The 24,776-nt window shown below is 60.0% G+C and carries 28 protein-coding genes; 13 read left to right on the top strand and 15 right to left on the bottom strand.

Annotated elements, in window-relative coordinates; all coding sequences use genetic code 11:
* Positions 1-5 precede the first annotated feature (5 nt).
* Positions 6-1,043, bottom strand: a complete 1,038-nt coding sequence (locus tag ACR0E6_RS09455) for an efflux RND transporter periplasmic adaptor subunit (RefSeq protein WP_480582604.1) — start codon at positions 1,041-1,043, stop codon at positions 6-8.
* On the bottom strand, positions 1,040-1,507 hold the full coding sequence (locus tag ACR0E6_RS09460; RefSeq protein WP_480582606.1) for a MarR family winged helix-turn-helix transcriptional regulator: 468 nt from the start codon (positions 1,505-1,507) through the stop codon (positions 1,040-1,042). The genes ACR0E6_RS09455 and ACR0E6_RS09460 overlap by 4 nt, the downstream gene beginning before the upstream one ends.
* A gap of 165 nt (positions 1,508-1,672) precedes the next feature.
* Here ACR0E6_RS09460 and ACR0E6_RS09465 point away from each other — a divergent pair, with 165 nt between their 5' ends.
* Complete coding sequence (locus ACR0E6_RS09465) at positions 1,673-2,797, top strand: beta-ketoacyl-ACP synthase III (protein WP_480582608.1); 1,125 nt, start codon at positions 1,673-1,675, stop codon at positions 2,795-2,797.
* A 137-nt stretch (positions 2,798-2,934) separates the two neighbouring features.
* Here ACR0E6_RS09465 and ACR0E6_RS09470 read toward each other — a convergent pair whose 3' ends face one another.
* Positions 2,935-3,396 carry a hypothetical protein gene (locus ACR0E6_RS09470; protein WP_170452637.1) on the bottom strand — a complete coding sequence of 154 codons (462 nt, stop codon included), beginning with the start codon at positions 3,394-3,396 and terminating at the stop codon, positions 2,935-2,937.
* 359 nt (positions 3,397-3,755) lie between these two features.
* Between ACR0E6_RS09470 and ACR0E6_RS09475 the strand changes: the two genes are divergently transcribed.
* Positions 3,756-4,334, top strand: a complete 579-nt coding sequence (locus ACR0E6_RS09475) for a thymidine kinase (RefSeq protein ID WP_170452639.1) — start codon at positions 3,756-3,758, stop codon at positions 4,332-4,334.
* Here the strand turns inward: ACR0E6_RS09475 and ACR0E6_RS09480 are convergent.
* The 5 genes from ACR0E6_RS09480 to ACR0E6_RS09500 all read right to left on the bottom strand — a co-directional run bounded on the left by ACR0E6_RS09480 (position 4,331) and on the right by ACR0E6_RS09500 (position 7,526).
* Positions 4,331-5,281 carry a 2-hydroxyacid dehydrogenase gene (locus tag ACR0E6_RS09480; protein ID WP_480582611.1) on the bottom strand — a complete coding sequence of 317 codons (951 nt, stop codon included), beginning with the start codon at positions 5,279-5,281 and terminating at the stop codon, positions 4,331-4,333. The two genes, ACR0E6_RS09475 and ACR0E6_RS09480, sit on opposite strands and share 4 nt — an antisense overlap.
* Entirely contained in the window at positions 5,281-5,619 is a 339-nt protein-coding gene (locus ACR0E6_RS09485) for a tRNA-binding protein (protein ID WP_480582613.1), read from the bottom strand. Before ACR0E6_RS09485 ends, ACR0E6_RS09480 begins: the two co-directional genes overlap by 1 nt.
* Positions 5,612-6,427: a pyrroline-5-carboxylate reductase gene (gene proC / locus ACR0E6_RS09490; protein WP_480582615.1), complete on the bottom strand. Its 816-nt coding sequence runs from the start codon at positions 6,425-6,427 to the stop codon at positions 5,612-5,614. Before proC ends, ACR0E6_RS09485 begins: the two co-directional genes overlap by 8 nt.
* A gap of 39 nt (positions 6,428-6,466) precedes the next feature.
* On the bottom strand, positions 6,467-6,967 hold the full coding sequence (locus tag ACR0E6_RS09495; RefSeq protein ID WP_170452647.1) for a YbjN domain-containing protein: 501 nt from the start codon (positions 6,965-6,967) through the stop codon (positions 6,467-6,469).
* A gap of 310 nt (positions 6,968-7,277) precedes the next feature.
* Complete coding sequence (locus tag ACR0E6_RS09500; RefSeq protein WP_480582617.1) at positions 7,278-7,526, bottom strand: accessory factor UbiK family protein; 249 nt, start codon at positions 7,524-7,526, stop codon at positions 7,278-7,280.
* A 96-nt stretch (positions 7,527-7,622) separates the two neighbouring features.
* On the opposite strand from ACR0E6_RS09500, the gene lgt reads away from it, so the two are divergent.
* From lgt to ACR0E6_RS09520, 4 genes are all read left to right on the top strand, one after another.
* Positions 7,623-8,510 (top strand): prolipoprotein diacylglyceryl transferase, encoded by an 888-nt coding sequence (gene lgt, locus ACR0E6_RS09505; RefSeq protein ID WP_480582619.1) that lies wholly within the window; start codon positions 7,623-7,625, stop codon positions 8,508-8,510.
* Positions 8,507-9,574, top strand: a complete 1,068-nt coding sequence (locus ACR0E6_RS09510; protein WP_480582621.1) for a class I SAM-dependent methyltransferase — start codon at positions 8,507-8,509, stop codon at positions 9,572-9,574. The genes lgt and ACR0E6_RS09510 overlap by 4 nt, the downstream gene beginning before the upstream one ends.
* Positions 9,571-10,329 carry a peptidoglycan editing factor PgeF gene (gene pgeF, locus ACR0E6_RS09515; RefSeq protein WP_480582623.1) on the top strand — a complete coding sequence of 253 codons (759 nt, stop codon included), beginning with the start codon at positions 9,571-9,573 and terminating at the stop codon, positions 10,327-10,329. Before ACR0E6_RS09510 ends, pgeF begins: the two co-directional genes overlap by 4 nt.
* 729 nt (positions 10,330-11,058) lie before the next feature.
* Complete coding sequence (locus ACR0E6_RS09520; protein ID WP_170521706.1) at positions 11,059-11,841, top strand: Hint domain-containing protein; 783 nt, start codon at positions 11,059-11,061, stop codon at positions 11,839-11,841.
* A 116-nt stretch (positions 11,842-11,957) separates the two neighbouring features.
* Here the strand turns inward: ACR0E6_RS09520 and ACR0E6_RS09525 are convergent, their stop codons facing one another.
* Positions 11,958-12,458, bottom strand: coding sequence for an Lrp/AsnC family transcriptional regulator (locus tag ACR0E6_RS09525; protein WP_170452655.1), 501 nt, complete (start codon positions 12,456-12,458; stop codon positions 11,958-11,960).
* Between the two features lie 215 nt (positions 12,459-12,673).
* On the opposite strand from ACR0E6_RS09525, the gene trxB reads away from it, so the two are divergent.
* From trxB to ACR0E6_RS09540, 3 genes are all read left to right on the top strand, one after another.
* On the top strand, positions 12,674-13,615 hold the full coding sequence (gene trxB, locus ACR0E6_RS09530) for a thioredoxin-disulfide reductase (protein ID WP_170736458.1): 942 nt from the start codon (positions 12,674-12,676) through the stop codon (positions 13,613-13,615).
* Between the two features lie 129 nt (positions 13,616-13,744).
* Positions 13,745-15,436 carry an adenylate/guanylate cyclase domain-containing protein gene (locus tag ACR0E6_RS09535; protein WP_480582625.1) on the top strand — a complete coding sequence of 564 codons (1,692 nt, stop codon included), beginning with the start codon at positions 13,745-13,747 and terminating at the stop codon, positions 15,434-15,436.
* Positions 15,437-15,632: 196 nt separating this feature from the next.
* Complete coding sequence (locus tag ACR0E6_RS09540) at positions 15,633-17,351, top strand: bifunctional sulfate adenylyltransferase/adenylylsulfate kinase (RefSeq protein WP_170736461.1); 1,719 nt, start codon at positions 15,633-15,635, stop codon at positions 17,349-17,351.
* Positions 17,352-17,437: 86 nt separating this feature from the next.
* Here the strand turns inward: ACR0E6_RS09540 and ACR0E6_RS09545 are convergent, their stop codons facing one another.
* The 3 genes from ACR0E6_RS09545 to ACR0E6_RS09555 all read right to left on the bottom strand — a co-directional run bounded on the left by ACR0E6_RS09545 (position 17,438) and on the right by ACR0E6_RS09555 (position 19,059).
* Positions 17,438-18,313 (bottom strand): PhzF family phenazine biosynthesis protein, encoded by an 876-nt coding sequence (locus tag ACR0E6_RS09545; RefSeq protein ID WP_480582627.1) that lies wholly within the window; start codon positions 18,311-18,313, stop codon positions 17,438-17,440.
* Positions 18,314-18,415: 102 nt separating this feature from the next.
* Complete coding sequence (locus ACR0E6_RS09550; RefSeq protein ID WP_050604806.1) at positions 18,416-18,640, bottom strand: DUF1150 family protein; 225 nt, start codon at positions 18,638-18,640, stop codon at positions 18,416-18,418.
* Between the two features lie 5 nt (positions 18,641-18,645).
* Positions 18,646-19,059, bottom strand: coding sequence for an Hsp20 family protein (locus ACR0E6_RS09555; RefSeq protein WP_058275530.1), 414 nt, complete (start codon positions 19,057-19,059; stop codon positions 18,646-18,648).
* 163 nt (positions 19,060-19,222) lie between these two features.
* On the opposite strand from ACR0E6_RS09555, the gene ACR0E6_RS09560 reads away from it, so the two are divergent.
* The 4 genes from ACR0E6_RS09560 (at position 19,223) to ACR0E6_RS09575 (ending at position 21,822) form a co-directional block, all read left to right on the top strand.
* Positions 19,223-19,447, top strand: coding sequence for a DUF465 domain-containing protein (locus tag ACR0E6_RS09560; RefSeq protein ID WP_170453145.1), 225 nt, complete (start codon positions 19,223-19,225; stop codon positions 19,445-19,447).
* A gap of 64 nt (positions 19,448-19,511) precedes the next feature.
* Positions 19,512-19,997, top strand: coding sequence for a 5-(carboxyamino)imidazole ribonucleotide mutase (gene purE / locus ACR0E6_RS09565; RefSeq protein WP_170452665.1), 486 nt, complete (start codon positions 19,512-19,514; stop codon positions 19,995-19,997).
* Complete coding sequence (locus ACR0E6_RS09570) at positions 19,994-20,749, top strand: NAD(P)-binding domain-containing protein (protein WP_170736464.1); 756 nt, start codon at positions 19,994-19,996, stop codon at positions 20,747-20,749. Before purE ends, ACR0E6_RS09570 begins: the two co-directional genes overlap by 4 nt.
* 2 nt (positions 20,750-20,751) lie before the next feature.
* A complete protein-coding gene (locus ACR0E6_RS09575) occupies positions 20,752-21,822 on the top strand; it encodes a 5-(carboxyamino)imidazole ribonucleotide synthase (RefSeq protein ID WP_170736465.1) in 1,071 nt (356 codons plus the stop codon).
* 64 nt (positions 21,823-21,886) lie between these two features.
* Here ACR0E6_RS09575 and ACR0E6_RS09580 read toward each other — a convergent pair whose 3' ends face one another.
* From ACR0E6_RS09580 to ACR0E6_RS09590, 3 genes are read right to left on the bottom strand one after another with little or no spacing between them, the layout of a single operon-like run.
* Positions 21,887-23,038, bottom strand: a complete 1,152-nt coding sequence (locus ACR0E6_RS09580) for an alpha-D-ribose 1-methylphosphonate 5-triphosphate diphosphatase (RefSeq protein ID WP_480582629.1) — start codon at positions 23,036-23,038, stop codon at positions 21,887-21,889.
* Positions 23,035-23,808 carry an alpha/beta fold hydrolase gene (locus ACR0E6_RS09585; RefSeq protein WP_480582631.1) on the bottom strand — a complete coding sequence of 258 codons (774 nt, stop codon included), beginning with the start codon at positions 23,806-23,808 and terminating at the stop codon, positions 23,035-23,037. Before ACR0E6_RS09585 ends, ACR0E6_RS09580 begins: the two co-directional genes overlap by 4 nt.
* A gap of 38 nt (positions 23,809-23,846) precedes the next feature.
* Positions 23,847-24,689 (bottom strand): DMT family transporter, encoded by an 843-nt coding sequence (locus ACR0E6_RS09590; RefSeq protein WP_480582633.1) that lies wholly within the window; start codon positions 24,687-24,689, stop codon positions 23,847-23,849.
* Positions 24,690-24,776 lie beyond the last annotated feature (87 nt).

Consider the following 24,776-nt stretch of genomic DNA (forward strand, 5'->3'; position numbering starts at 1 on the left):
GCCCCTCAGTTCCCAAAGCCGGAAAACCGGCGCACGGTTTGACCGTCGGCCAAGGCGGCGCCACCTGCGACAACAATCTCTTCCCCGCCAGACAGGCCGGTCAACACCCGAACACCACCCAACTGGGTCGGCTCGATGGTCACGGGGACGCGGCGAACGGTGCCCTCTTCTGCGCCAACCGGTGAATAGATCATGACGCCCAAATCTCCGCTCGCATCTGCGACGATGGCGGTGGTGGGTACGATGATGCCAACGCGCTGGTCCTGAACCTGAACATTCACGGTGACGGATGATCCGGGCAGAATCTGCAGCCCTTCCGGCGGGGTCAGGCCGAACTGGATGCGGAAGGTCTGACCCACGCTGGAGGTTTCAGCATCGAATTCGCGGATTTCCAGCGGAAAAACCTCATCACTGGCGGGAAACTTGGCAGAGATCGTGATGTCGTCCTGCTGGCCGGTGCGTTGGAACAAAATCTCGGGAACATCCACTTCGATCCGCAACTCGGACATATCGTGGATGCGCACAATCGGTGTGCCTGCAGAGACGGTCGTAAACGCCTCGACCGTACGGCTGGAGACCAGCGCATCGAACGGGGCGGTCAGCGTGGCGTGTTCCAGTTCGTATTCGGCATCGCGCACGGCGATAGCGGCCAGTTGCGCCTCGGTCTCGGCGTCGTCGACGGCGACCTGGCTGGCCGTGGTGCCCCGCAGGCGCGACAGTCGGGCCTCGGTCCGGTCTGCCTGTTCCTTTTGCAGGCGCGCCCGGTCCAGGCGCAGCTGGAACGGCTCGGAATCAAGCTGGGCGATCAGCCCGCCTTTGGGAATAACAAAGCCCTCGGTGACAGGCATTTCGACAATCTGGCCTGACACCTGAAACGCCAGATCAACCGTCTGCCGCGCCGCCACACGGCCAAAGAACTGGCGCGAAAACCCCGGCGTGGTTTCCTGCACAAGCATAAGTTTGACCGGCTTTGCAACCTCTTGCGCGGCCATCGGCGATGCCAGAACAGCCAAAACAAGGCCCAGAGAAGTCAGCAGTTTCATTTCTTCAATCCCTCGGGAATTCCCGTTTTCAGAATGGTGTCACGTATCTTACACGCCAGATGCGCGAATTGAGCGGTTTCTTCTTCGTTCAGGCCAGACGCGCGATGAAACAGCGCCCCCGCTTCGGCCACAAGCATATTGCGGGCATCTTCGCCCTGTTGGGTCAGCACCAGCAACCAGGCCCGCCGATCCTGCGGGTCACGTTCGCGTGTCAGATACCCCGCCTTTTCAAGCCCATCCGCCGTCGCTGTAATGGTCGAGGGCACGGTCAGCATGTCCGTGGCCAGCACCCCCATGCGCTTGGGCCGATCCAGTTTGATCAGCATATGGCATTCCGGATGGCTCAGATCGGTCTCCATCGAATCGAAAACTTCTTCGAGTTTCCAATACAGCGCATAGACGCCCATGATCGCCTGTATCTCGGGGCTAAGGCGGCCCAACCTTGTGCCAATGTCGTCCTGCACGGTGCGTCTCCTGCGTGATTGCTGGCCATATACTTCAAAATTTGAAATATTCAAGATATGAAGTTGAAATCGGCCCCTCAGAGTGTATTCCCTTGGGTTAACAACTCTTGATCAAATGCCGCTGTGACTGCATTTTAGGCGGATTCGAAACCTTCAGGACCCGTCATGTATACGCCCGCCATCACCGGTACCGGTGTTTTCACGCCAGAAAACGTCATCACAAACGCTGAGCTTGTGGAAGCATTCAACGCCTATGCCGATAAGCAGAATGCCGAAAACGCCGAGGCCATCGCCGCCGGTCAGATGGAACCGATGCAGCATTCCTCGGAAGAGTTCATCGTCAAGGCCTCGGGCATTCAAAACCGCTATGTGATGGACAAGACCGGCGTTCTGGATCCGGACATGATGTACCCCGCCCTGCGCCAGCGCAGCGATGACGAGCCGGGGATCATGACCGAGATGGCAGTGGATGCCTGCAACAAGGCGTTGGCGCAGGCCGGTCGTACGGCCGCGGATGTGGATCTGGTCATCTGTGCCGCGTCGAACCACGAACGCGCCTATCCGGCGATTGCGATTGAGATTCAGCAGGCCCTGGGCATTGACGGGTTCGGGTTTGACATGAACGTGGCCTGTTCCTCGGCCACTTTCGGCATTCAGGCGGCGGCGGACATGGTGCGGTCCGGCTCGGTCCGGGCGGCGCTGGTGGTCAACCCCGAGATCTGCTCGGGCCATCTGGAGTGGCGCGACCGCGATTGCCACTTTATCTTCGGCGACGTTGCCACCGCCACGCTGATCGAACGGATCGAAGACGCCCAAGGCCCGCATTTCGAGGTCCTGTCGACCCGTTGCGCCACTGCCTTCTCGAACAATATCCGCAACAATAACGGTTTCCTGCGCCGGTCGCGCCCGGCAGGCATGGTGGACCGTCGCGATATGCAGTTCATGCAGAACGGTCGGAAAGTGTTCAAAGAAGTGCTGCCGATCGTCAGCAAGCATATCGGCGACCACATGGACGCCGAGGGCGTCAGCAGCGATGACCTGAAACGCCTTTGGCTGCATCAGGCCAACAAGACGATGAATGATTTCATTGGCAAGAAAGTGCTGGGCCGCGAGCCGGAAGCCGGTGAGCAGCCGAACATCCTGCAGGACTATGCCAACACCTCATCCGCCGGATCGATCATCGCGTTCTCCAAATATTCGGATGACTTGCAGGACGGAGACGTCGGGCTGATCTGTTCTTTCGGGGCTGGCTATTCGGTCGGATCGGTGATCGTGAAGCGGCACGTTTGATGGGCATTGCAACATCCGCCTGACCCGCTTTGCGATCCGGGGGCCAACGCACGGCGTCCAAAGCGTTTCCGCGCGTCGTTGGGTCAATCTGACCAGCGCTCAGCGCGCACGAGGCGCGTCAAGGATTTCATCGGCTCTTAGCTGACGCTTTCTTCCTCGAGATGCAGTTTCATCTCGATCAGAACCTGTTGCAGCAGGCTGGTCTCTTTCAGCAAACGCTTGGCTTCGTTCACCGTGATGATGCCGTCTTCAATCGCGGCCTGATATTCTGTCATCAGCATCGCAAAGCGCTGACTCAGGGCAATGACATCCGAATTCACGCCGCCGGTTCGTGGCTTGTCTGTGTTGCGCCCGTCATAGGACAGGGTGATGTTCTTGAGATCGGCCAAAGCCGAGGTCACATGCGGATAGGCCGCCGCATTCTCTAGCCGGGCCACGGCGTCAACTGGCATGAACCTGTCGGCATGTTCCGCATTGTCAGAATAATACCGGCCCAGAGTCGCCTTTGATTTACCCGTAATCTCGCACGCCGCTTCGATCCCGACGTCTTTGACAAGCGCCTCGGTGTGTTTCTTCAGATAAGCCCCGATCTCTGCCATTGTTTTACCTTTGTTACCTGCACGCGCTGTTCCACCCCTGTTGTTGGGGGAAAGCCTCGGGAAATTTCCCATAACAGAGTCATAATTGAAATGTCATACATTGGCTATCCCTCAGATATGCGAGGGATTTTGTGAGTGAGTGGCGGCAGTTCCTGCCGGTAATGAGTGATCGTGGGGCAGGATTGTTTAGCCTCACACCGTTAAGGCCGCATGTTGGCCGACGGCGTCGCTGTTGTGAGAGTGGTGGTTCCATCCCCAAAGAGCATGTGCTCGGCCTTCGCAACTGCAATGGCGACGTCGATTCTTTTCAGGCATTTTGAACCCTTGTCCGTTTGGCGGATGCGTTTTAGACCCGGCGCATGGCAAAGCTGTATTTCAACTACTCTACTATGAACGCGGGCAAATCGACCGTGTTGCTGCAGGCCTCGCACAATTATCGCGAGCGCGGCATGGACACCTACCTGATGACTGCCGCTGTTGACGGGCGCGCGGGAACAGGTCGCATCGCGTCACGTATCGGCATTTCCGAACAGGCCGACACGTTCCGGCCTGACACAGATGTGTTTTCCATGATCGATGCCCGGCTGAAACAAGGCTCTGTCGCCTGCGTTTTTGTCGATGAGGCGCAGTTTCTGTCGGAAGATCAGGTCTGGCAGTTGGCGCGCGCCGTTGACGACCTGCGCGTCCCGGTTCTGGCCTACGGGCTTCGGGTGGATTTTCAGGGCAAACTGTTCCCCGGATCCGCCGCTTTGCTGGCGCTGGCCGATGAGATGCGCGAAGTCCGCACCATCTGCAAATGCGGGCGCAAAGCCACGATGGTGATTCGTCAGGATGAGAACGGCAGGGCCATCACCGAAGGCGCACAGGTTCAGATCGGCGGGAACGAGACCTATGTTTCACTCTGCCGCAAACACTGGCGCGAAGCCGTCGGCGACTAGACGCGATTGGGCAGGTCCCGGCCCGCAACAAACGCCGCCACGTTATCCAGCGCCATGTGCCCCATGCTGGTCCGAACCTCTTCGGTCGCGGTGCCCAGATGGGGCAACAGGGTGACGTTCTCCATATCGCGCAAGGCCTGAGGGACCGCAGGTTCGAATTCGTAGACGTCCAGCCCCGCCCCGGCGATCTGACCCGCCTGAAGGGCAGCGATCAGGGCGGCTTCGTCCACCACCTCTCCGCGCGCGATGTTCACCAGAATGGCTGCCGGGTTCATGGCCTCCAGCACCGTCGCGTTGATCAAATGGCGGGTTTCGGCCCCACCGGGCACGGCCAGAACCAGAAAATCGACCGACGCGGCCAAAGCAGCCAAATCCGCAAAGTATTCTGCATCGAAATCCAACTGCTTGGCGCTCCGGGACTGGTAGGCAATCTGCATCCCGAACCCGAAATGACACCGTCGGGCAATGGCCTGACCGATGCGCCCCATACCCACGATACCGACGCGCTTGCCGGTAACGTGATGCCCCAGCATCTGAGTGGGATGCCAGCCCTGCCACGCGTCAGACCGGACCAGACGTTCCCCCTCACCCGCGCGGCGTGCGGTGGACAGCAGCAGAGTCATCGCGATGTCTGCGGTGGCATCGGTGACGGCGCCCGGCGTGTTCGTGACCGTGACCCCCGCCGCGTTCGCCGCTTCGACGTCGATATGGTTGTAGCCCACACCGAAATTGGCCAACAGCTTGCAGCGTGGCGCAGGCACATCCGCAAACACGGCGGCAGAGAATTGGTCGCCCAAAGTTGGCACCACCACGTCGTAGTCTTCCAACGCCCGCTTCATCTCATCCTGTGACAGCGGCGAGGTGGAGCTGCGGATGTCGACCTCAAACTCGGCCTTTGCCCGCGCCTCAACTGCTGGCGTCATGGGACGGGTGATCCACAGTTTCATCAGTGCATCCGTCCGCCCAGCGGGACCTTTCCGTCCGGTCCGATCAACACGATCTCGCCGTTTTCGTCGGGCAGGCCCAAGACCAGCACCTCGGACATGAACTTGCCAATCTGGCGCGGAGGGAAGTTGACCACCGCCATGACCTGCTTGCCGACCAGAGTTACCGGATCGTAATGCGCGGTGATCTGGGCCGAGGTCTTACGCTCGCTAATCTCATCGCCGAAATCGATCCACATCTTGATCGCGGGCTTGCGGGCTTCGGGGTAGGGCTCGGCCCGGATGACCTCGCCAACGCGGATATCGACTTTCATGAAGTCGTCGAAGGAAATCTCACTCACCGGACAGTTCCTTGGATCGGTCGGTCGCGGCTTTGACCGCGCGTTGCAGCAGATCGGGGAACCCTTCCTTCTCGTGCATCAGAACCTCAAGCGCGGCCTGCGTGGTGCCGTTGGGTGATGTCACATTGACCCTCAGTTGCGAAGGGTCCTCTTCCGCCGCCATCGCCAAAGCCCCTGCCCCGGCCACGGTGGATTTGGCCAGTTTCATCGCCAGATCGTGCGGCAGGCCCTGCGCCTGTCCCGCGGCGGCCAGCGTTTCGATCAGGTGGAAGACATAAGCCGGACCCGAGCCGCTAACGCCGGTCACCGCATCAATCTGCGCTTCGGCCGACAGGCGCACAGTCTCACCGATGGCCGAGAGCAGGTTTTCTGCCAGCGCCAGATCATCTTCGGATGCATGGGTGTTGCCGATCATCGCCGTAATACCCTGACGGATCGCGGCGGGCGTGTTTGGCATCGCCCGCACAATCGGGGTGCCTGCACCCAGCACATCCTCGAACGTGGCAATCGATGTACCTGCCGCGACAGACACGAACAGGCTGCCGCCCCCGCCCAGCGCCTGTATGGCGGGCAATGCGTCACCCATCATCTGCGGCTTGACGGCCACCAGAACCACGGCGGGTGCTTCCGGCAATGTGGTGTTGATATGAACGCCCTGCGCCTTCAGCCAATCTGACGGGTACGGATCGATCACCCAAACGGATGAGGCGGGCAGGCCGTGTTCGAGCCAACCCGCCAACATCGCGGACCCCATTTTTCCGCATCCCAACAGCACCAGGCCGTGTTCGGCCACGCGCGACATGTCCATGATTGCCCCTTCCCTGACGTAACGGTTCGGGGCAAAGCTTTACGCCCGGCCGTAAGCCTCTGCAATGGCAACCTGCATCGCATCTTCCGGGTCGCGATTGCCCCATGTCACCAGCTGGATCGCCGGGTAGTAGCGTTCGGCGCTCATGACGGCGGCGGTGATCATCGTATCGATCTGATCCGGGCTTGCCATCTGGCCACCGGCCAGCACCAATCCGTAGCGATAAACCATCAGCTTCTGGTTCGCCCAATATGTGAACGCCCCCGCCCAGCACTGATCATTCATCCTGTTCAGCAACTCATACAGCTCGCTCTCACGCTCGGACGGTGGTTCCATCTCGAATGAGCAGACCATGCGCAGCGTTTCATCATAGTTGGACCACGCCAGTGTAATGGAATATGTCCGCCACTGCCCCTCAACAGCCATGGCGATCTGATCGTCGCCGATGCGGTCAAAATCCCAGTCGTGATGTTCGGCCAGATGTTCAACAATATCGATCGGATGAAGGTCTTCTTCGAGAAACTGCTCGGAAAGGGCCATAATGCCACCTCACTAATCTCTAGCATTTCGGGGCTGGCAGCGCCCCAGCGCTAGTTGCCTGCTCTACAAGCCGGGCTTCCCCCATGGGCCTGTACTAAATATGGTGCGCCGCTGGATGGAATCTGGCAACCCTATTTCTTGGGGATAACAGCAATAAGTTGTGGACAGTCAGCAACGGCGAACAAAATATTGGCACTTGCGCCAGCTTTGTCTTGATTAATTCCTGCAAGACGGCAAGATACACTCCACCGCACAATCCGGAATTGGATTGCGCGGCGTTTGTTTTGTCTAAAAAACTTCGATTTGGACGTTACTTGTCCAGTTTCGCCTCAAGCGCGGCGATGCGCGCCTCAAGTGCTGCGTTCTCTTCCCGGGCCTTCTGGGCCATGGCGCGCACGGCATCAAATTCTTCACGGGTAACAAAGTCACGGTCGGCCAGCCAGCGGTCGATCATGGAATTCATCGCATTCTCGGCCTCTTCCCGCGCGCCCTGCGCCACACCCATGGCGTTGGTCATCAGCTGGGAAACATCGTCGAGGATCTTGTTGCGGGTCTGCATGGTTATTCTCCGATTGCGGGCTTTTCCCTATATGGGGAATGATTGGCGCAGGCTCAAGGTTGACTTGCCCCGTAAACCCCGGGCAATGAGACGCACATGCAGGCTGTTCTGAATTTCCCCGATCTGTCACCCGAATTGTTCTCGATCTCACTCTTCGGGATGGAGTTCGCCTTAAGATGGTACGCGCTGGCCTATATCGTCGGCATTCTGATCGCGTGGCGGCTGGCCATTGTCGCCCTGCGCCGCCCCGCGCTGTGGCCCAATGACACGCCGCCGATGAAGCCCGAACAGCTGGACGACCTGCTGACATGGATCATTGTCGGCGTCATCCTTGGCGGTCGGCTTGGGTTTGTGCTGTTTTATCAACCGGCTTACTACCTGTCGCACCCGACCGAGATTCTGAAGGTCTGGCAAGGCGGTATGGCCTTTCACGGCGGTTTGCTGGGCGTCATCCTTGCGTCTTATCTATACGGTCGGCGTCACAAAATCCCGATCCTGTCGCTGGGCGATCTGGTCGCCTACACGGTTCCGCCCGGCCTGCTGCTGGGGCGGCTGGCCAATTTCGTCAATGCCGAGCTTTGGGGCCGACCCAGTGAGCTGCCATGGGCCGTGATCTTCCCCGGCATGGCCGCGCAGGATTGCCCCGGCGTCGTCGCGGGAATGTGCGCCCGCCACCCCTCGCAACTTTATGAGGCCGCGCTTGAGGGCGTTTTGCTGGGCGCGGTCCTGCTGTGGCTGGTCTACCGTCGCGGGGCCTTTCACGCACCGGGCCGGATCATGGGGGTGTTTCTGGCCGGGTACGGCGCCTCCCGCTTTATCGTTGAGTTCTTTCGGCAACCGGACGCGCAGTTTGTCTCGCCCGGCAATCCGCTGGGTCTGGCATGGCATGTCGGCGGCTATGGCCTGACCATGGGGCAGTTGCTGTGCCTGCCCATGATCGCGCTGGGCCTATGGTTCGTCCTGCGCGCGCGGCGTTCGGCATGAATCTGTCGGACCACTTGATCGCGCGCATCCGTCAGGATGGCCCGATCAGCGTGGCTGAATATATGACCGACTGCCTGTTGCATCCCAAGCTGGGCTATTACAGCACCCGCGACCCGCTTGGGGCGCAGGGCGATTTCATCACCGCCCCCGAGATCAGCCAGATGTTTGGCGAACTGATCGGGTTGTCGCTGGCTCAAAGCTGGATCGATCAGGGACGCCCCGCGCCTTTTACCCTTGCCGAACTTGGCCCCGGACGCGGCACGCTGATGGCCGATGCGCTGCGCGCCACGCGGCAAGTCCCCGGATTCCATGCTGCGGCTAAGATCTGTCTGCTAGAGGCATCGCCTGCATTGCGGCAGATTCAGGCCGAAACGCTGAACCAGTACACGCCCGAATGGATCGGAAACACCGCCGACCTGCCTGAACAGCCCTTATTCCTGATCGCCAACGAATTTTTCGACGCCCTTCCCGTTCGTCAGTTCATCCGTGACGGCGACGGCTGGCGCGAACGGCTGATCGGAGAATTGGACGGCGCGCTTGCCTTTGGTCTGGGCCCAAATGCGCCTCAGGTCGCGTTAAAGGACAGGCTAGTCGACACCAAAGACGGAGATCTTGTCGAACTCTGCGCGGCTGCAATCCCGATCATGACGGTCCTCGCCAGTCGCGTCGCAACTCATTGCGGGGCCGCATTGATCATCGACTATGGCGATTGGCATTCACTGGGCGACACCTTGCAGGCGTTAAAGGCCCATGAACGGTCTGATCCGTTGACCGATCCGGGGCAGTGCGATCTGACGGCGCATGTGGATTTTGAACCGCTGGCCATTGCCACACGCGCGGCAGGTTGCTCGCATACGCGGCTGACCCCTCAGGGTGTCTTCCTTGAACGGTTGGGAATCACGGCCCGGGCGCAGGCCTTGACGAAAGCCGTGGACGGTTCAATGCAAGAACAGGTGATTGCTGCACATCGCCGGTTGACGCATCCCGATGAAATGGGAAACCTGTTCAAAGTGCTGGGCCTGTATCCATCACATTCAGCGCCACCGCCGGGACTGGAGCCATGACACTGGAAATTCTGACCTCTGAAATGCTCGCGCCCGTGCGCCACGGCTTCTTTACCCGACGGGGCGGTGCGTCGTCCGGGATCTTTTCGGGGTTGAATTGCGGCTATGGGTCGTCGGACCAAACCGAAGTGGTCGCGCTGAATCGCAGACGTGTGGCCGAAGCCATGGAGGTGACGCCTGACGAACTGGTCGGCATTCATCAGGTGCATTCCCCAACCGTCTTGACCATCGATGCCCCGATAAAAGGCGAGAAGCCCAAGGCCGATGCGGTCGTCACCGCAACGCCAAACCTTGCCCTGACAATTCTGACCGCAGATTGCCAACCGGTGCTGTTTGCCGATCCTGACGCCAATGTGATCGGGGCCGCCCATGCCGGGTGGCGCGGCGCTCTGGATGGCGTACTCGAGGCCACTCTGGAGGCCATGGAATCACTCGGCGCGACACGCGAAAACACCCGTGCTGTCATCGGGCCGTCAATCTCGCAGCGCGCCTATGAAGTCGGGCCCGAGTTTCTGGACGACTTTCTGGCCGATTCCCCCGAAAACAGCCGGTTTTTCGCCAATGGTCACGAAGACAGGCTGCAGTTCGACCTGCCCGCGTTCGGCCTGCACCGGCTGCGACAGGCCGGTGTCGGGCACGCCGAATGGACCCGTCACTGCACCTATTCCGACCCGGATCGCTTTTATTCCTACCGCCGTGCGACGCATGCAAAAGAAGCCGATTACGGACGTCTGATTTCTGCGATCAGATTGTAGAATTAGCCTCGATTAAGGCAATCCCGCCACCTTTCCGCCACATTCATTGTGTTTACCTGAGGGCAGAATCGTAGCGTAATTTTTTGCCAGTACTCAGATGGTTATCTGACTTTCAGACATGTGAATTCTGGCACCTCAACACGGAGGATCTGTCAAACTTCACCTTCTGTCCTGATAATTTCCCGGATACGTCACATCACTGCCGCAAATCTGCGTCACATAAGGGTTACAAAAGGAAAAAGGGGCGTCAGACCCCGCGTCAGAGCAGGATCAGAAATGAAATCGAAATCTCGTTTTCTCAGCGCGGTTGTTGCGGCCGCGCGGGACCAGAAACTGGAAATGCCGTGGAAACGAGTTTCTAGCAATTCTGTCAGGGTCGCCCGCCGGTTGGCAGCGCGTCGCTGAAAAAGAAGCCCTCGGGACCAAGCTGCCGGTCCTTCTGGGAAACGCGTGTCAGGGATGCTCCGACCTGATGTGCGTTCGGTCGCATAACGCTATGCGGCCTTTGGTTCAGGGGTGTGTGTGCGGGCAATTTCAGCCTGCAAAGTACGAGTTTGTCTGGGGGGTCAATGTGTTGACCAATGGAATGCGACGTTTTTCTCGCTGTGCACTGCGATTACGGGTGCCCAAGGGTCTCTCATTCATTTCAAGGCAAAGAACTGTTCCGTCAGGCGGGCCTGCACGGGGGTACGCCCCGTCTGTTCGGAAATTAGAGGGGAAGGAATATTAATGACTATTCCTAATTCACTGGCCCGCGCAGCCAGAAATGCCGTCGAAACGTCGGCTTTACTGCGCGAGGCTCCAAGACCAACCGCCAAACCCAAGGCGCAACTGCGCCGATACGAGGTTTGCACGCTGCTCGATAACGGGGATATCGCGCAGACACGCCACATCGCACCGGCTCTGCCCATGTTCGAAGACGCGTTTTGCGCCTTTTCGCGCGGCTCGCTGGTCGAGACAGAACAAGGACCGATGGCAATCGAAGATCTGTTGCCGGGGGATACGGTCCTGACGCAGGATGGCACATCGGAAACCATCGTTTGGAAAGGGTCAGTTACTCTGATCCCCGGGCGCGAGGATTCGCGGGGGCGCACACGACCTCTGACGCGAATCATGGCCGACACGTTTGGAATGCAAAAGCCGATGTCAGGCGTTATCGCAGGCCCGGCGGCGCGTTTGCTGGGGACACCTGCGCATTTGCGACACCTGCATGGCGACGCGCCGGTTTTGACGCCAGTTGCGGAATTTCAGGATGGGATGAGCGTGATTGAAACAATGCCGCCGACACCGGTGGAACTGTTTCACATTTGCCTCAGGAAACATTCGGTCATTCGGGTTGATGGTTTACAGTTCGAAACCTATCACCCAGGAGTAAACGCGGTTCGGATGATCAGTCATTCCTTGCGGTCGATTTACCTGAACCTGTTCGCGCATATCGAATCGCTGAGCGATTTTGGCCCGCTGCTGATGCCGCGCGCCGGAGACGGAGAGGTGGACGCGATCACTGCGTAAACGTTAACGATTACTGCATCCTGGGGGCATTATGCAGATATTACTAAGTTGGATTGTATCCTTGGCGGTCGCAGCAATGCTGCCGCCCAGTCAAACACATCAGAATCAGATGCGGTTCACGCCGTCCGGTTCATGCGTTCTTCCAGAACGTCGAATGGCACGCCTGGTTCGTCTTTTGCGCCGCGGATAACAAGCGACGTTTTAACGCTGGCCACGTTTGGCGTGGTCAGCAACTCTCCGGTCAGGAACTGCTGAAAGTTGCTCAGATCGGGGGCCACGCATTTCAGAATGAAATCTACCTCGCCGTTCAGCATGTGGCATTCACGGACCAATGGCCATTCACGGCACCGGTCTTCAAAGGCGCGCAGCTCGGCTTCGGCCTGACTGTCCAGACCGACCATTGCAAAAACCTGCACCTCGAACCCCAGTTCGCGCGCGCTGACTTCGGCGTGGTATCCGGTGATATAGCCGGATTCCTCCAGCGTGCGCACACGGCGCAAACAGGGCGGGGCCGAAATCCCGACGCGTTTGGCCAGTTCGACATTGGTCATGCGACCGTCTGCCTGCAACTCTGCCAGAATCTTACGATCAATCTCATCCAGCCGCGTCGTGACCATAAAATGCTCCTGATTTTTTCGGTTCTTATATCAGCACCCACCGAGTGCGCAATAATGTTTCGCAGGGGCGCAATATTATTCGGTGACGGGTCGCGAATTTGCCCGCGCCTGGGAAAATGAGCCCGGACAGGAAAGGGCTTTAAGCCCTGCCCCCGCGTCGCTATATCGGGGCGACGGGCAAACGGCCCAATTCAGGCAGTTCGAGCGGGGGTACAATGGCCGACACACGACACACCAAGGTTCTGATCATCGGATCTGGACCGGCAGGATATACCGCAGGCGTCTATGCCAGCCGGGCGATGCTGGAACCCATTCTGGTGCAGGGAATCGAGCCCGGCGGGCAGTTGACCACCACGACCGAGGTTGAAAACTGGCCCGGCGATACCGAGGTTCAGGGCCCCGATCTGATGGTGCGCATGCAGGACCACGTCAAGGCGATGGGCTGCGAGGTGATCGGTGACATCATCAGCGATCTGGATCTCAGCCAGCGCCCCTTCACCGCCAAGGGTGACAGCGGCACCACATACACGGCCGATGCCGTCATTTTGGCGACCGGCGCGCGCGCCAAATGGCTGGGCCTGCCGTCGGAAGAGAAATTCAAAGGATTCGGCGTCTCGGCCTGCGCCACCTGCGACGGGTTCTTCTATCGCGGGCAAGAGATCGTTGTGATCGGCGGCGGCAACACCGCCGTGGAAGAGGCGCTGTTCCTGACCAACTTCGCCAGCAAGGTGACGCTGATCCACCGCCGTGACGAATTGCGGGCCGAAAAGATCCTACAGGATCGCCTGTTAAAGAACGAAAAGATCGAGCCGCTGTGGTTCCACCAACTGGAAGAAGTGGTTGGCACCGATGCACCTTTAGGCGTCGAGGGTGTCCGCGTGAAAAACGTCAAGACCGGCGAGATCACCGAGATCCCCTGCAAAGGCGTCTTCGTCGCCATCGGCCACGCGCCCGCGAACGAGTTGGTCAAGGACACGTTGGACACCCATATGGGCGGCTATGTCGTGACCAAGCCGGGCTCGACCGAAACGTCCGTACCGGGCGTGTTTGCGGCGGGCGACCTGACCGACCACATCTATCGTCAGGCCGTGACCAGCGCCGGAATGGGCTGCATGGCCGCGCTGGATGCGGAACGTTTTCTGGCGGAACAGGAATAATTCCGGGGCCAGGGGTGTGGCTTAACCCCACACCCCTGGCCGTTTTTCCCGCACCTATGCAGGTCGGCTTGACCCTTGCCGGGCGGCCCCGCACACTCGGCCCTGACGAAGCATCTGCGGGTACTGGCATTGGACAACGCACTCTGGCGCGGCGGGTGGGCAACCCGGCTCAGGATCGGCAGCGGTCTGGTCCTGTTTGTCTTTGCCTTCTTCCATTTCATCAACATCGGTCTGGGCCTGTTTCACACAGACTATCTGCACGGGATGCAGGATGGCCGAAAAGCGGTCACACGGCATGATGTCGTCAGTGTCTTGCTCTATGCCGCGCTGATCGTGCATGCGGGGTTGTCGCTGGCCTCGATCGCGCAGCGCAGAACGCTCAGGATGCCGCTCAGCACAGCGTTGCAGATCGTGCTGGGCCTGCTGATCCCGCTGCAACTGATTTCCCACATCATTCACACCCGCGTCGCCCACGAGATTTACGGCGTCAATGATGAGATGGGCTATATCATCATCCTGATGTGGCCCAGCACGGCAGTCTGGATGCAAAGCCTGCTGCTGTTGATTGTATGGATCCATGGCTGCATCGGGTTGCACATGTGGCTGCGCCTGACGTCGTGGTGGTCGAAGACCGTACCCTACCTGATCGGCGTTGCGGTCTTTGTTCCCTCGTTCGCGCTGGCGGGCGTTCTGACCGAAGGCAGGCGCATCTGGGCGGATTTCGCGGATGAGTTTCTGCGACAGCAATATATCGAGCATTACAACTGGCCCTCACCCGAAGCCTTCCAGACCATGTTCACAGTCAAGGATAACGCGGTTCTGGCCTTTCTGATCACTTTGGGCGCTTGCGGGGCCATCTTTGCCGGGCGCAAGCTTTGGCGTCGCAGGCATTCGGTTCGCATCAAATATGCACGTGGGCCCGAGGTCGTCGCAGAAAAGGGCATGACCTTGCTGGAAATCTCGCAAGCCAATGGCATTCCCCACACCGCGCTGTGTGGCGGCAAGGGGCGGTGCACCACCTGTCGCGTCATTGTCGAAGAGGGCGGCACCCAGCTTGAGGCCCCCAGCGATGTCGAGGCCCGCAGTCTGGCAGCGGTCGGGGCCTCTGCGCAAACACGGCTGGCGTGCCAGATTCGCCCGACCGAGCCGCTGACCGTCTTTCGCGTGTTTCGCCCCGATGGCGGGCGCAATCGGGGCCATGCAAGCCAAGGGCAGGAACGGCAACTGGCCGTTCTGTTTTTGGACATGCGCGGGTTCACGGCCCGCACGACCGGCCAATTGCCCTATGACATCGTCTTTCTGTTGAACCGGTTTTTCGATGCAATCGTTCCAGCCATTACCGACGCAGGCGGCATTGTCGACAAATACATGGGCGATGGCCTGCTTGCGGTGTTCAACAAGCCCGACGCAACGGCGTCAGCGAAGGCCGGGTTGCGGGCGGCGATAGAGATCAGCCTGGCGCTGGACAGCTTCAATCAACGGCTAGAGGCTGAAGGCAGCCCCGGCATCCGCATCGGCATGGGCTTGCATCTGGGCGATCTGGTGTTGGGTGAGATCGGCGCGGCGGGCCATGCCTCGCAAACGATTATCGGCGATGCGGTCAACGTCGCCAGCCGCCTGGAAAGCGAAACCAAGGCGCTGGGCGTCGAGTTGTTGGTGTCGGACGAGTTGCTGCAAGCCGCTGACCTGACAATCAACCCCGACCGCATCCGCCTGTTCCAATTGCGCGGCGTCAGCCAACCCGTACCGGCGCTGCCGGTCACCCGTGCCGCCGACCTGCGCGAGGCATCGGTGACACAAGAACAGGCATACTCTGGCTGACCCGAAATCGCATTCGGTCCGGAACTGCGGTCGCAATCCGACGTAGCATATGGAAAATCCTTCCATTTCGGAGGAAATCAGCGCATATCGTCCTTTGTTTCACAACCGCTTGTGGACTTCGGGCAAAAGTCGGGGCAAACGCCCCTCAAAAGACCGAGAATCACCGGCAATCCAACACTGCGACAAGAGTATTCTGATGACGATGTTAAGTAATCTGGCCCCGATCCCTGAATTGTATGTGTCCTACGAGTCGGCACAGAAACTGAAGGTCGACGCCGCCGACCTGACCAGCTGGGATCTGAGCCCGCGCCAAATCTGCGATCTGGAACTGCTGATGAATGGCGGGTTCAACCCGCTCAAGGGCTTCCTGTCCGAGGCCGATTACGACAACGTCGTCGAGAATATGCGTCTGGCCGATGGCACCCTGTGGCCGATGCCAATCACGCTGGACGTCAGCGAGGATTTTGCAGACAGCATCGAGCTGGGTCAGGATATTGCCCTGCGCGATCAGGAAGGCGTCATTCTGGGCACCATGACCGTGACCGACCGCTGGACCCCGGACAAGGCACGCGAGGCTGAAAAGGTGTTTGGCGCCGATGACGACGCGCACCCTGCGGTGAACTATCTGCACAACGTGGCCGGCAAGGTCTATCTGGGTGGCCCCGTTGTCGGCATCCAGCAGCCGGTACACTATGATTTCCGCGCCCGCCGCGACACGCCGAATGAGTTGCGCGCCTATTTCCGCAAGCTGGGCTGGCGCCGCATCGTCGCGTTCCAAACCCGCAACCCGCTGCACCGTGCGCATCAGGAACTGACCTTCCGCGCCGCCAAGGAAGCGCAGGCCAACCTGTTGATTCACCCCGTGGTCGGCATGACCAAACCGGGCGATGTGGACCACTTTACCCGCGTCCGCTGCTATGAGGCGGTGCTGGACAAATATCCCGCATCCACCACCTCGATGTCGCTGCTGAATCTGGCGATGCGCATGGCTGGCCCGCGCGAGGCGGTCTGGCACGGCCTGATCCGCGCCAACCACGGCTGCACCCATTTCATCGTCGGCCGCGACCACGCTGGCCCCGGCAAGAATTCCGCCGGTGAGGATTTCTATGGTCCCTATGATGCACAGGACCTGTTCCGTCAGTTCCAGGATGAAATCGGCGTCGAAATGGTCGACTTCAAACACATGGTCTATGTGCAGGAACGCGCCCAGTACGAACCGAATGACGAGATCGCCGACAAGGATAACGTCACGATCCTGAACATCTCGGGCACCGAACTGCGCCGCCGTCTGGCTGAAGGGCTGGAAATTCCGGAATGGTTCAGCTTCCCCGAGGTTGTGGCCGAGCTGCGCAAGACCAAGCCGCCGCGCAGCCAGCAGGGCTTTACCGTGTTCTTCACCGGCTTTTCGGGCTCGGGCAAATCCACCATCGCCAACGCGCTTATGGTCAAGCTGATGGAGATGGGTGGCCGCCCGGTCACGCTGCTGGATGGGGACATCGTTCGTAAGAACCTGTCATCCGAGCTTGGTTTCTCGAAAGAGCATCGCGACCTGAACATCCGCCGCATCGGCTATGTCGCGTCCGAGATCACCAAGAACGGTGGTATCGCCATTTGTGCTCCGATTGCGCCCTACGCCACCACCCGTCGCGCGGTGCGCGAAGATGTCGAGCAGTTCGGTGCCTTCTGCGAGGTTCACGTGGCCACCAGCATCGAGGAATGCGAACGGCGCGACCGCAAGGGCCTGTATAAACTGGCGCGTGAGGGCAAGATCAAGGAATTCACCGGCATTTCAGACCCCTACGACGTGCCCCAGAACCCCGAGCTGACGGTCGAGACCGAGAATGTGGATGTGGACAACTGCGCCCATCAGGTTTTGTTGAAGCTGGAAAGCATGGGCCTGATCGCCGCAACATGATCTAAAGGCATACTGAATGAAAAGCCCCCGGTTCGCCGGGGGCTTTTTTGTTTCCAAACTGTCACCGAGCCAAGTTTCGTTGAGCCTTAGCCCAAATCGACCTGTCCGCGCATCAGGATATGACCGCAGCCTGCCACCTTGATCCCGGTCATGGCATCACGCGACCCGACGCGGGTGACGGTCGCCTGACCGGGGCGGCCCATATCGTGGCCCTGCTCGGCAATGAAACTGTCCTTGTCCATCAAGGCGTATTTCCACAGATATGCCGCCATCGCGCCGGTTGCTGATCCGGTGAACGGATCCTCGGGCGGGCTGGGCGGTGCCAGCAACAGGCGCGAGAACGTGTCCCCCGCAGATGTCGCGCCTTGCAGCGTCACCAGAAACGGTTCCGCCATATCCGAGCCCGAATAGCCAGCGGCGGCGGCTACTTCTCGCAATGGCCCTTCATCCAGCCGTGCCGCGCGCAGGGCATCGTGATCGCGCAGGACTGTGATACAGAACGGCAACCCGGTGGAAACCAGTTGCGGCGGCGAGATAATGGCACTTTCCGGCAGGCTGATGGCCGAGGCCACCAATTCCGCTGGAACATGTACGCCGAACTGCGGCGCGACTTGCGTCATTTCGATCTGGTCCCCGATCAACCGGATCGACACAATCCCGGCCCCGGTTTCCAAGGTCAGCGCATCGCCCGAAATCATCCCGCGCGACCGCATCGCGGCAACTGTCGCAATTGTCGGATGCCCGGCAAAGGGAATCTCACGGCTGGCCAGAAAGTACCGGACGCGAATATCGGCCACCTCGGACGGGCCGGTAAAGGTGCATTCTACCAGCGAGGTTTCCCGGACATAGGCCATGCACACATTCTCGGGCAGTTCCGCGCCTTCGTGCACCACGGCACAGCCGTTACCGCCAAAGGCCCGGTCGCTGAACGCGTCTACCCAATCGAAGTCAAACCAGCTCATGCGAAAACTCCCTGACACAGATGATGCGGCGGCGTCCGCCTGTGGTCATGTGTCGCGCGTGTCGCTGGGAATGTCACGCCCTATCCGGTGTGAAGGGGCCGTTCAGTGAACGGCCACCGGGGACAGGTCATGCTGTCGGGCCAGCACAAAGGCCAGCTTGCGGTCGGCCACCAGCGCCAATTGCTGGCCATCCGAGTCGTGTACCGCATAAAGCTGATCCAAATCGCCTGCCTGATCGCGCAGATCACGCGGCAGATCGGCCACCTCGACCGTTTTGACATAAACGATACGGTCGCCTTCGGTGTTGATCTCAATCGGTGTATTCATTGCTCTTACCCCTTCCGTATGTTGATTGTCTGAACCACGGTTTCCGGCACGGCGCGGGTCAGATCCACATGCAGCAGACCGTTTTCCATAATCGCCTCACCGACCTCGACACCGTCCGCCAGCACGAACATGCGCTGAAACTGACGCGCCGCGATGCCACGGTGCAGGAATATGCGCCCCTCGCTGTCGTCGCGTTGACGGCCCCGGATCACCAGCTGGCGATCCTCGATCGTGATCGACAGATCCTCTTCCGCGAACCCGGCCACCGCCAGAGTGATGCGGTACGAAAAGTCCGAGGTCTGTTCGATGTTGTAGGGCGGATACCCTTCATTACCAGCCTTTGCAGACCGTTCCAGAAGGCGTTCCAACTGCTCGAACCCCAAAAGATGCGGGTAAGAGCCAAGAGTAAGTTTTGACACGTTTTCTCGTCCTTTATTGCCAAAGCGACGTGTTGTGCGGCCCCGTTCCGGCAACCGCGCATAATAGAATATGGGAAGAAACCAGGATGTCCACAAGGTCTGGCGCGATAACGTCTGACACACTATCTTGTTGATGACGCACCACAACCAGCCCGAGTCGCCAATGAACGCGCCCACCGACCTTTCGATGAAAACAGATGACGTTCTGCGGGTTGAGCTTGAGGTTTTCCGACGACAGCACCGCGATCTGGACGAAGCTATCGAGGCGCTGCAATCCACCGGAACGGCGGATCAACTGACGATCAAACGGTTGAAAAAGCAGAAATTGCGGCTGAAAGACATTATCCGTCTGATCGAGGATCGCCTGACCCCGGACATCATCGCCTAACGCATTGCCACGAAGGCGGATTTGGATATAGTGCGCGCTCTGCAAACGGGCGGGGATTTAGCGGATGGGTAACGTCAAGGTCGGGATCATCATGGGCAGCCAGTCGGACTGGCCCACGATGAAAGAAGCCGCAGATATTCTGGACGAGTTGGGTGTGGCTTATGAAAAGCGCATCGTGTCGGCCCATCGCACACCGGACCGTCTTTGGGACTATGGCAAAACCGCTGTTGAACGTGGTCTGAGCGTGATTATTGCCGGTGCAGGCGGTGCGGCGCATCTGCCGGGCATGATGGCGTCGAAAACCCGCGTGCCGGTGATCGGAGTTCCGGTGCAGACACGGGCCTTGTCGGGGGTCGATTCGCTTTATTCCATCGTGCAGATGCCCAAGGGGTTTCCTGTTGCTACCATGGCGATCGGATCGGCGGGCGGCGCAAATGCGGGGCTGATGGCTGCCGGTATTCTGGCCCTGCAGGATGACGCTTTGGCCGAACGGCTGGATGCGTGGCGCGCGGCCCTGTCAGCCTCAATCGCTCAAGAGCCCGAGGGATGAGCCGCATCGGCTTTGTCGGAACCGGGCACATCGCAGCGCCGATGGTGCGTTTTCTGGCGGCCAAGGGGCATGACATCTGCGTCACCCAGCGCAACGCCGAGGTGTCCTCGCAACTGAAATCGGAACTCGGCGTGACAGTCACGGACCCGCAAACCGTGATTGACGCCTCTGAGATCGTCTTTCTGTGCCTGCGCCCTCATGTGGCCGCCGACATTCTGACCCCGCTGACGTTCCGCGCCGATCAGCAAATCGTGTCGGTCATGGCTGCAGTCCCTTCGGATCAACTGGCCGAGCTTTGCGCACCTGCGAAGGATTTTGTTCAAACCATTCCTCTGGGCTTTCTGGAAACCGGCGGGTGCCCTCTGGCCGCATTGGGCAATGATCGCCTTCTGGCCGATCTGTTCGAGCCGGAAAACCCCGTGATCAGGGTCGAGAGTGAGGCCGCCCTGAATGCCCATTTCGCGATTTGCGCCATGGTGCCGGGCTTGCTGGATCTGATGGCAACCGGGTCGGAATGGCTGGCCGGGCAGACAGGCGACGCAGACGGTGCGGAATTTTATGCGACACAGCTGTTCTCGGGCTTTCTTTCCGCGATGGAAAAGGGCAAAGCGGGGCGACTGGCGGCCGAACGAGATGCGCTGGCCACCGATGGAACGCTAAGCCTGCAAATGACCGAGAGTTTGCGGTCGGGCAAAGCACATGACGCGCTGAACGCGGCTCTGGCGGCGATTGGCAAACGGTTGGAGACCTGATGATGACAAAGATGCTCGCCCCCGGCGCAACGATTGGAATTCTGGGCGGCGGTCAATTGGGCCGGATGCTATCGGTTGCGGCGGCACGGCTGGGCTTTGTCAGCCATATCTACGAGCCCGGCGCAAACCCGCCTGCGGGACAGGTCGCAGATCGGGTGACAACGGCGGCCTATGACGATGCCGAGGCGCTGAAAGCCTTCGCGGAATCGGTCGATGTCATCACCTATGAATTCGAAAACATCCCCACCGAGGCGCTGGACATTCTGGAAGCCCACCGCCCCATTCGCCCCGGACGCGAGGCACTGCGGGTCAGTCAGGACCGCCTGACCGAAAAGACATTTCTTCAGGATCTGGGACTGAACACTGCGCCCTTTGCGGACATCACCGATATGGCCAGCCTTGAGGCCGCGATTGACCAGATCGGCGCGCCTGCCATCCTGAAAACCCGCCGCTTTGGCTATGACGGCAAAGGACAGGCGCGCCTGAGCACGCCCGAGGATGCCGAGACGGCTTTGGCCGACATGGCCGGAGCACCTGCGATTCTGGAAGGCTTCGTCAATTTCAGCCACGAGGTATCAATCATCGCGGCGCGCGGTCTGGACGGTCAGGTGGCCTGTTTCGATCCCGGCGAAAATGTCCATCGCGATGGCATTCTGCGTACAACGACCATCCCTGCCCGACTGCGGCCTGCGCAACGCAGCGACGCGATCCTGCTGGCGGCCAATATTCTGAACGCGTTGGACTATGTCGGCGTGATGGGTGTCGAGCTGTTTGTGACGCCAGAGGGCCTGATCGTGAATGAAATCGCCCCGCGCGTCCACAACTCGGGCCACTGGACGCAGAATGGCTGCGCCGTGGATCAGTTCGAACAGCATATCCGGGCAGTAGCTGGCTGGCCTCTGGGTGATGGCCAACGTCATTCGGACGTGGTGATGGAGAACCTGATTGGTGACGACATGGACCGCGTACCTGAATTGGCGCAGGAACGGGATGTCGCCCTGCATCTGTATGGCAAGGCCGAGGTCAAGCCGGGCCGCAAGATGGGTCATTTCAACCGGATCGTTCGGGGCTGAAAATCGCGCTGACGCGCGATGCCTCCGGCGGAGGTATTTTTGAACAGAAGAAGGCGGGCCGGGATCAGGTGATGAACCGGGCCGCGATATCTCCGGACATGTAGCTGACGCGCCCTGCCGCCAGCGTCGCGGCGACACGGTAGGTTTGCGCGTCCAGAATGACCAGATCGGCGCGTTTGCCCGGTTCAAGCGTGCCGCGATCCGTCAGGCCAAGAACACTTGCGGGACCGGACGAGATCAGGCCCCACGCGCCTGCCAAATCCAGAACGCCAGACTTGGCCAGCATCAGCGCGGCACGGCGGGGGCTGGGATAGTGGTAGTCCGACGCCAGAGCGTCGCAAAGGCCCATCGCGACAAGTTCGACCGCGCTTGCATTCCCTTTGTGTGACCCACCGCGCACAACGTTCGGCGACCCGAGTATGACGTGATCACCGGCCAGGCGCGCGGCCTCGGCCGCCTCCAGCGTTTCCGGAAACTCGGCGATCAGGGCACCCTGATCCCGCCACCAGGCACGGGTCTCGGCGGTTGCGTCGTCATGGCTGCCCAGACGAACACCCATTTCCGAGAGCTCGGCGCTGAGCGCCTCAACCGCTGCGGGAACGTCACCCCGGCGCGCGTGCATGTCGAGAAGCAGTTCGAAATGCGCGTCAGGATTGCGTCCGGCTTTCAACGCCTGCCCGGTCAGGCGCGGCGGCTTTTTGCCCTGGGCCAGCCGGTCATGTGGCAAGTGGTCGTTGAACACCACGTAAGGGACCTGCCAATCGGCGATGCGCCGGGCCATACCAGCGTAATCGTCGAGCATATTGGTCTCGAACCGCAATTGCGGGATCAGATCGGTGACCGTGTCGGTTTTGACGGCCCGGATCGCCTCAAACACCTGCCCCGCGAACTCCGGCCCCCGCACACCGCCTTCCCAGCTGTAGAACTGGGCCAGCACGGCGGTCGTGATCCCGTTTGCGGCCAGTTCGGCCTCGACGGACAGGATGCCTTCGTTCATCTGCTTCATCGCACCACGACGCGGGGCGATGTGGCGTTCGAATCCGTCGCCGTGAAGGTCGATGATCCCCGGCAAAACGACATAGCCGGACAGGTCAACTTCGCGCCCAACCTGCGTTTCCTGCACCTGCCCATCGGCGATCGAAAGCGGCGCGCGAGACAGGCTCTCTTGCGGCAACAGCACCTCTGCGCCGGTCAGCGTAAGGTTTAGTCGGGTCATCGTGTCGGTTCCGAGTCAGGCTCGGAACAGTCTTCGCCGATGCAGATTTCTTCGATGACGTCGAGCACGCTGTCGAGCCACGTGATTTGCGGATCAAACTGTCCGAATTCGATGAAATGCAGCGCCTGCGCCATGACGCGTGGGTTGTTCATCATGAAGGTATGCGTGACCGGCAAAACGATGTGATCTGCCATGCCATCGACCTTCGTTGTCTCAACCGACACTTTGCCATCATCGGGGCCGTCGATCAGTGATGAGAACAGAGGGTTCAGAGAATTCTCACCCGCGATCACGCCCAGATCGAAATCCACGGCAGGCAGCTTGCGCGGGATGCCTTCCGGCCCCGTTCCCAGTTGCAATCCGGCAGGGCCGTTCAGATAGCCGAACACTTCCCATGCACTGAGTTCATCGACCAGTTGGCTGCCCTGATTGGGCGGGCCCAGCATGACTGCGCGACCCATGTTTTCGGGATGGTTGTCCTGTAGCCAATAGCGCAACAGGATGCCGCCCATCGAATGCGCCACAACGTTTGCCTTGTCCTCGCCACAGGCCGCAAACGCGTCCGGCAGGGTTTGTTCGGCCAGTTCGGGGATACCCATATCGGTCGACGGGTATCCGGGCCGAACGACCGTATAGTCATGGGCCTTGAACAGCTGCTCCATAACTGAAAACGACGCCTCGGTCCGTGCCAGCCCATGCAACAGGATCACGCATTTCGCGCTGGCGGCGGCAGGCAGACACAGGAAAATCAGGGCGCACAGAAGTCTCATACCCGCCCAATAGCGCCGATCTGAAGCTGTGGAAAGACCTACCCTCGGGTCCGGCGCAGAACGGCCAGGGCGATTCCGCCCAGAACCAATGCTGTCCCCGCCATCAGGCGCGGGCCAGCAACCTCGCCCAACAAGACAACACCTCCGACGATGGCGATCACCGGCACGCTGAGTTGAACCACCGCCGCGACCGACGGGGACAGCTGCGGCAGCACACGGTACCAAAGCGCATAGCCCAGGCCCGATGTTACGCCCCCAGACAGCGCGGCCAGCAGGTAGCCCAAACCGCTCATTTGCCAATTGCCACCCATACCGACCAGCACCAGACCTGTGATCGGCAAGGCAACCACAAAGTTCGCAGCCGTGCTTGCCAGCGCGTCCGGTTCGGACCGTCCCGCCAAGGAGTACATGGCCCAGCCCAACCCGGCCGCAACCATCAGCCCCGCGCCCAGCGCATCGACCTGAACCGAACCACTGGGCCAAAGCACAAAGGTCAGTCCCGCCAACGCGATCCCGGCCCCTGCGACCTGCCGAACGGTCGGCGCCGCCCCCATGATTGCGCCGACGGCAAACATGGCGATCTGCACCACCGCAAACAGGATCAACGCGCCCAGACCCGCGTCGAGGGTCAAATAGGCCAGCGAAAACCCGATCATATAAAGGAACAACGATCCAGCCCCCACAATCCGCCTGCGCGACCGCAGCGGCATTGCGGCGCCGCGCAGCAGTACCAGCACCCACAAAACTGCAGCCCCAGATAGAACGCGAAACACCGCGAAGCTGGCCGGGTCACTGGCGCCGCTGTCAATCGCCAGCCGGTTCAGGATCGAGTTCGCCGCAAAGGCGCACATGGTCAGGGCAGTCAACAGAAGCAGTCTCATTCCAACCGCATAGCTGGTTCCGCTGGGTTTGCACACTCACATTGTCTCAGCCGACCCAAATCTTCTTCTGTTCAAAAATACCTCCGC

The organism is Ruegeria sp. AP12 (genome assembly GCF_056540025.1).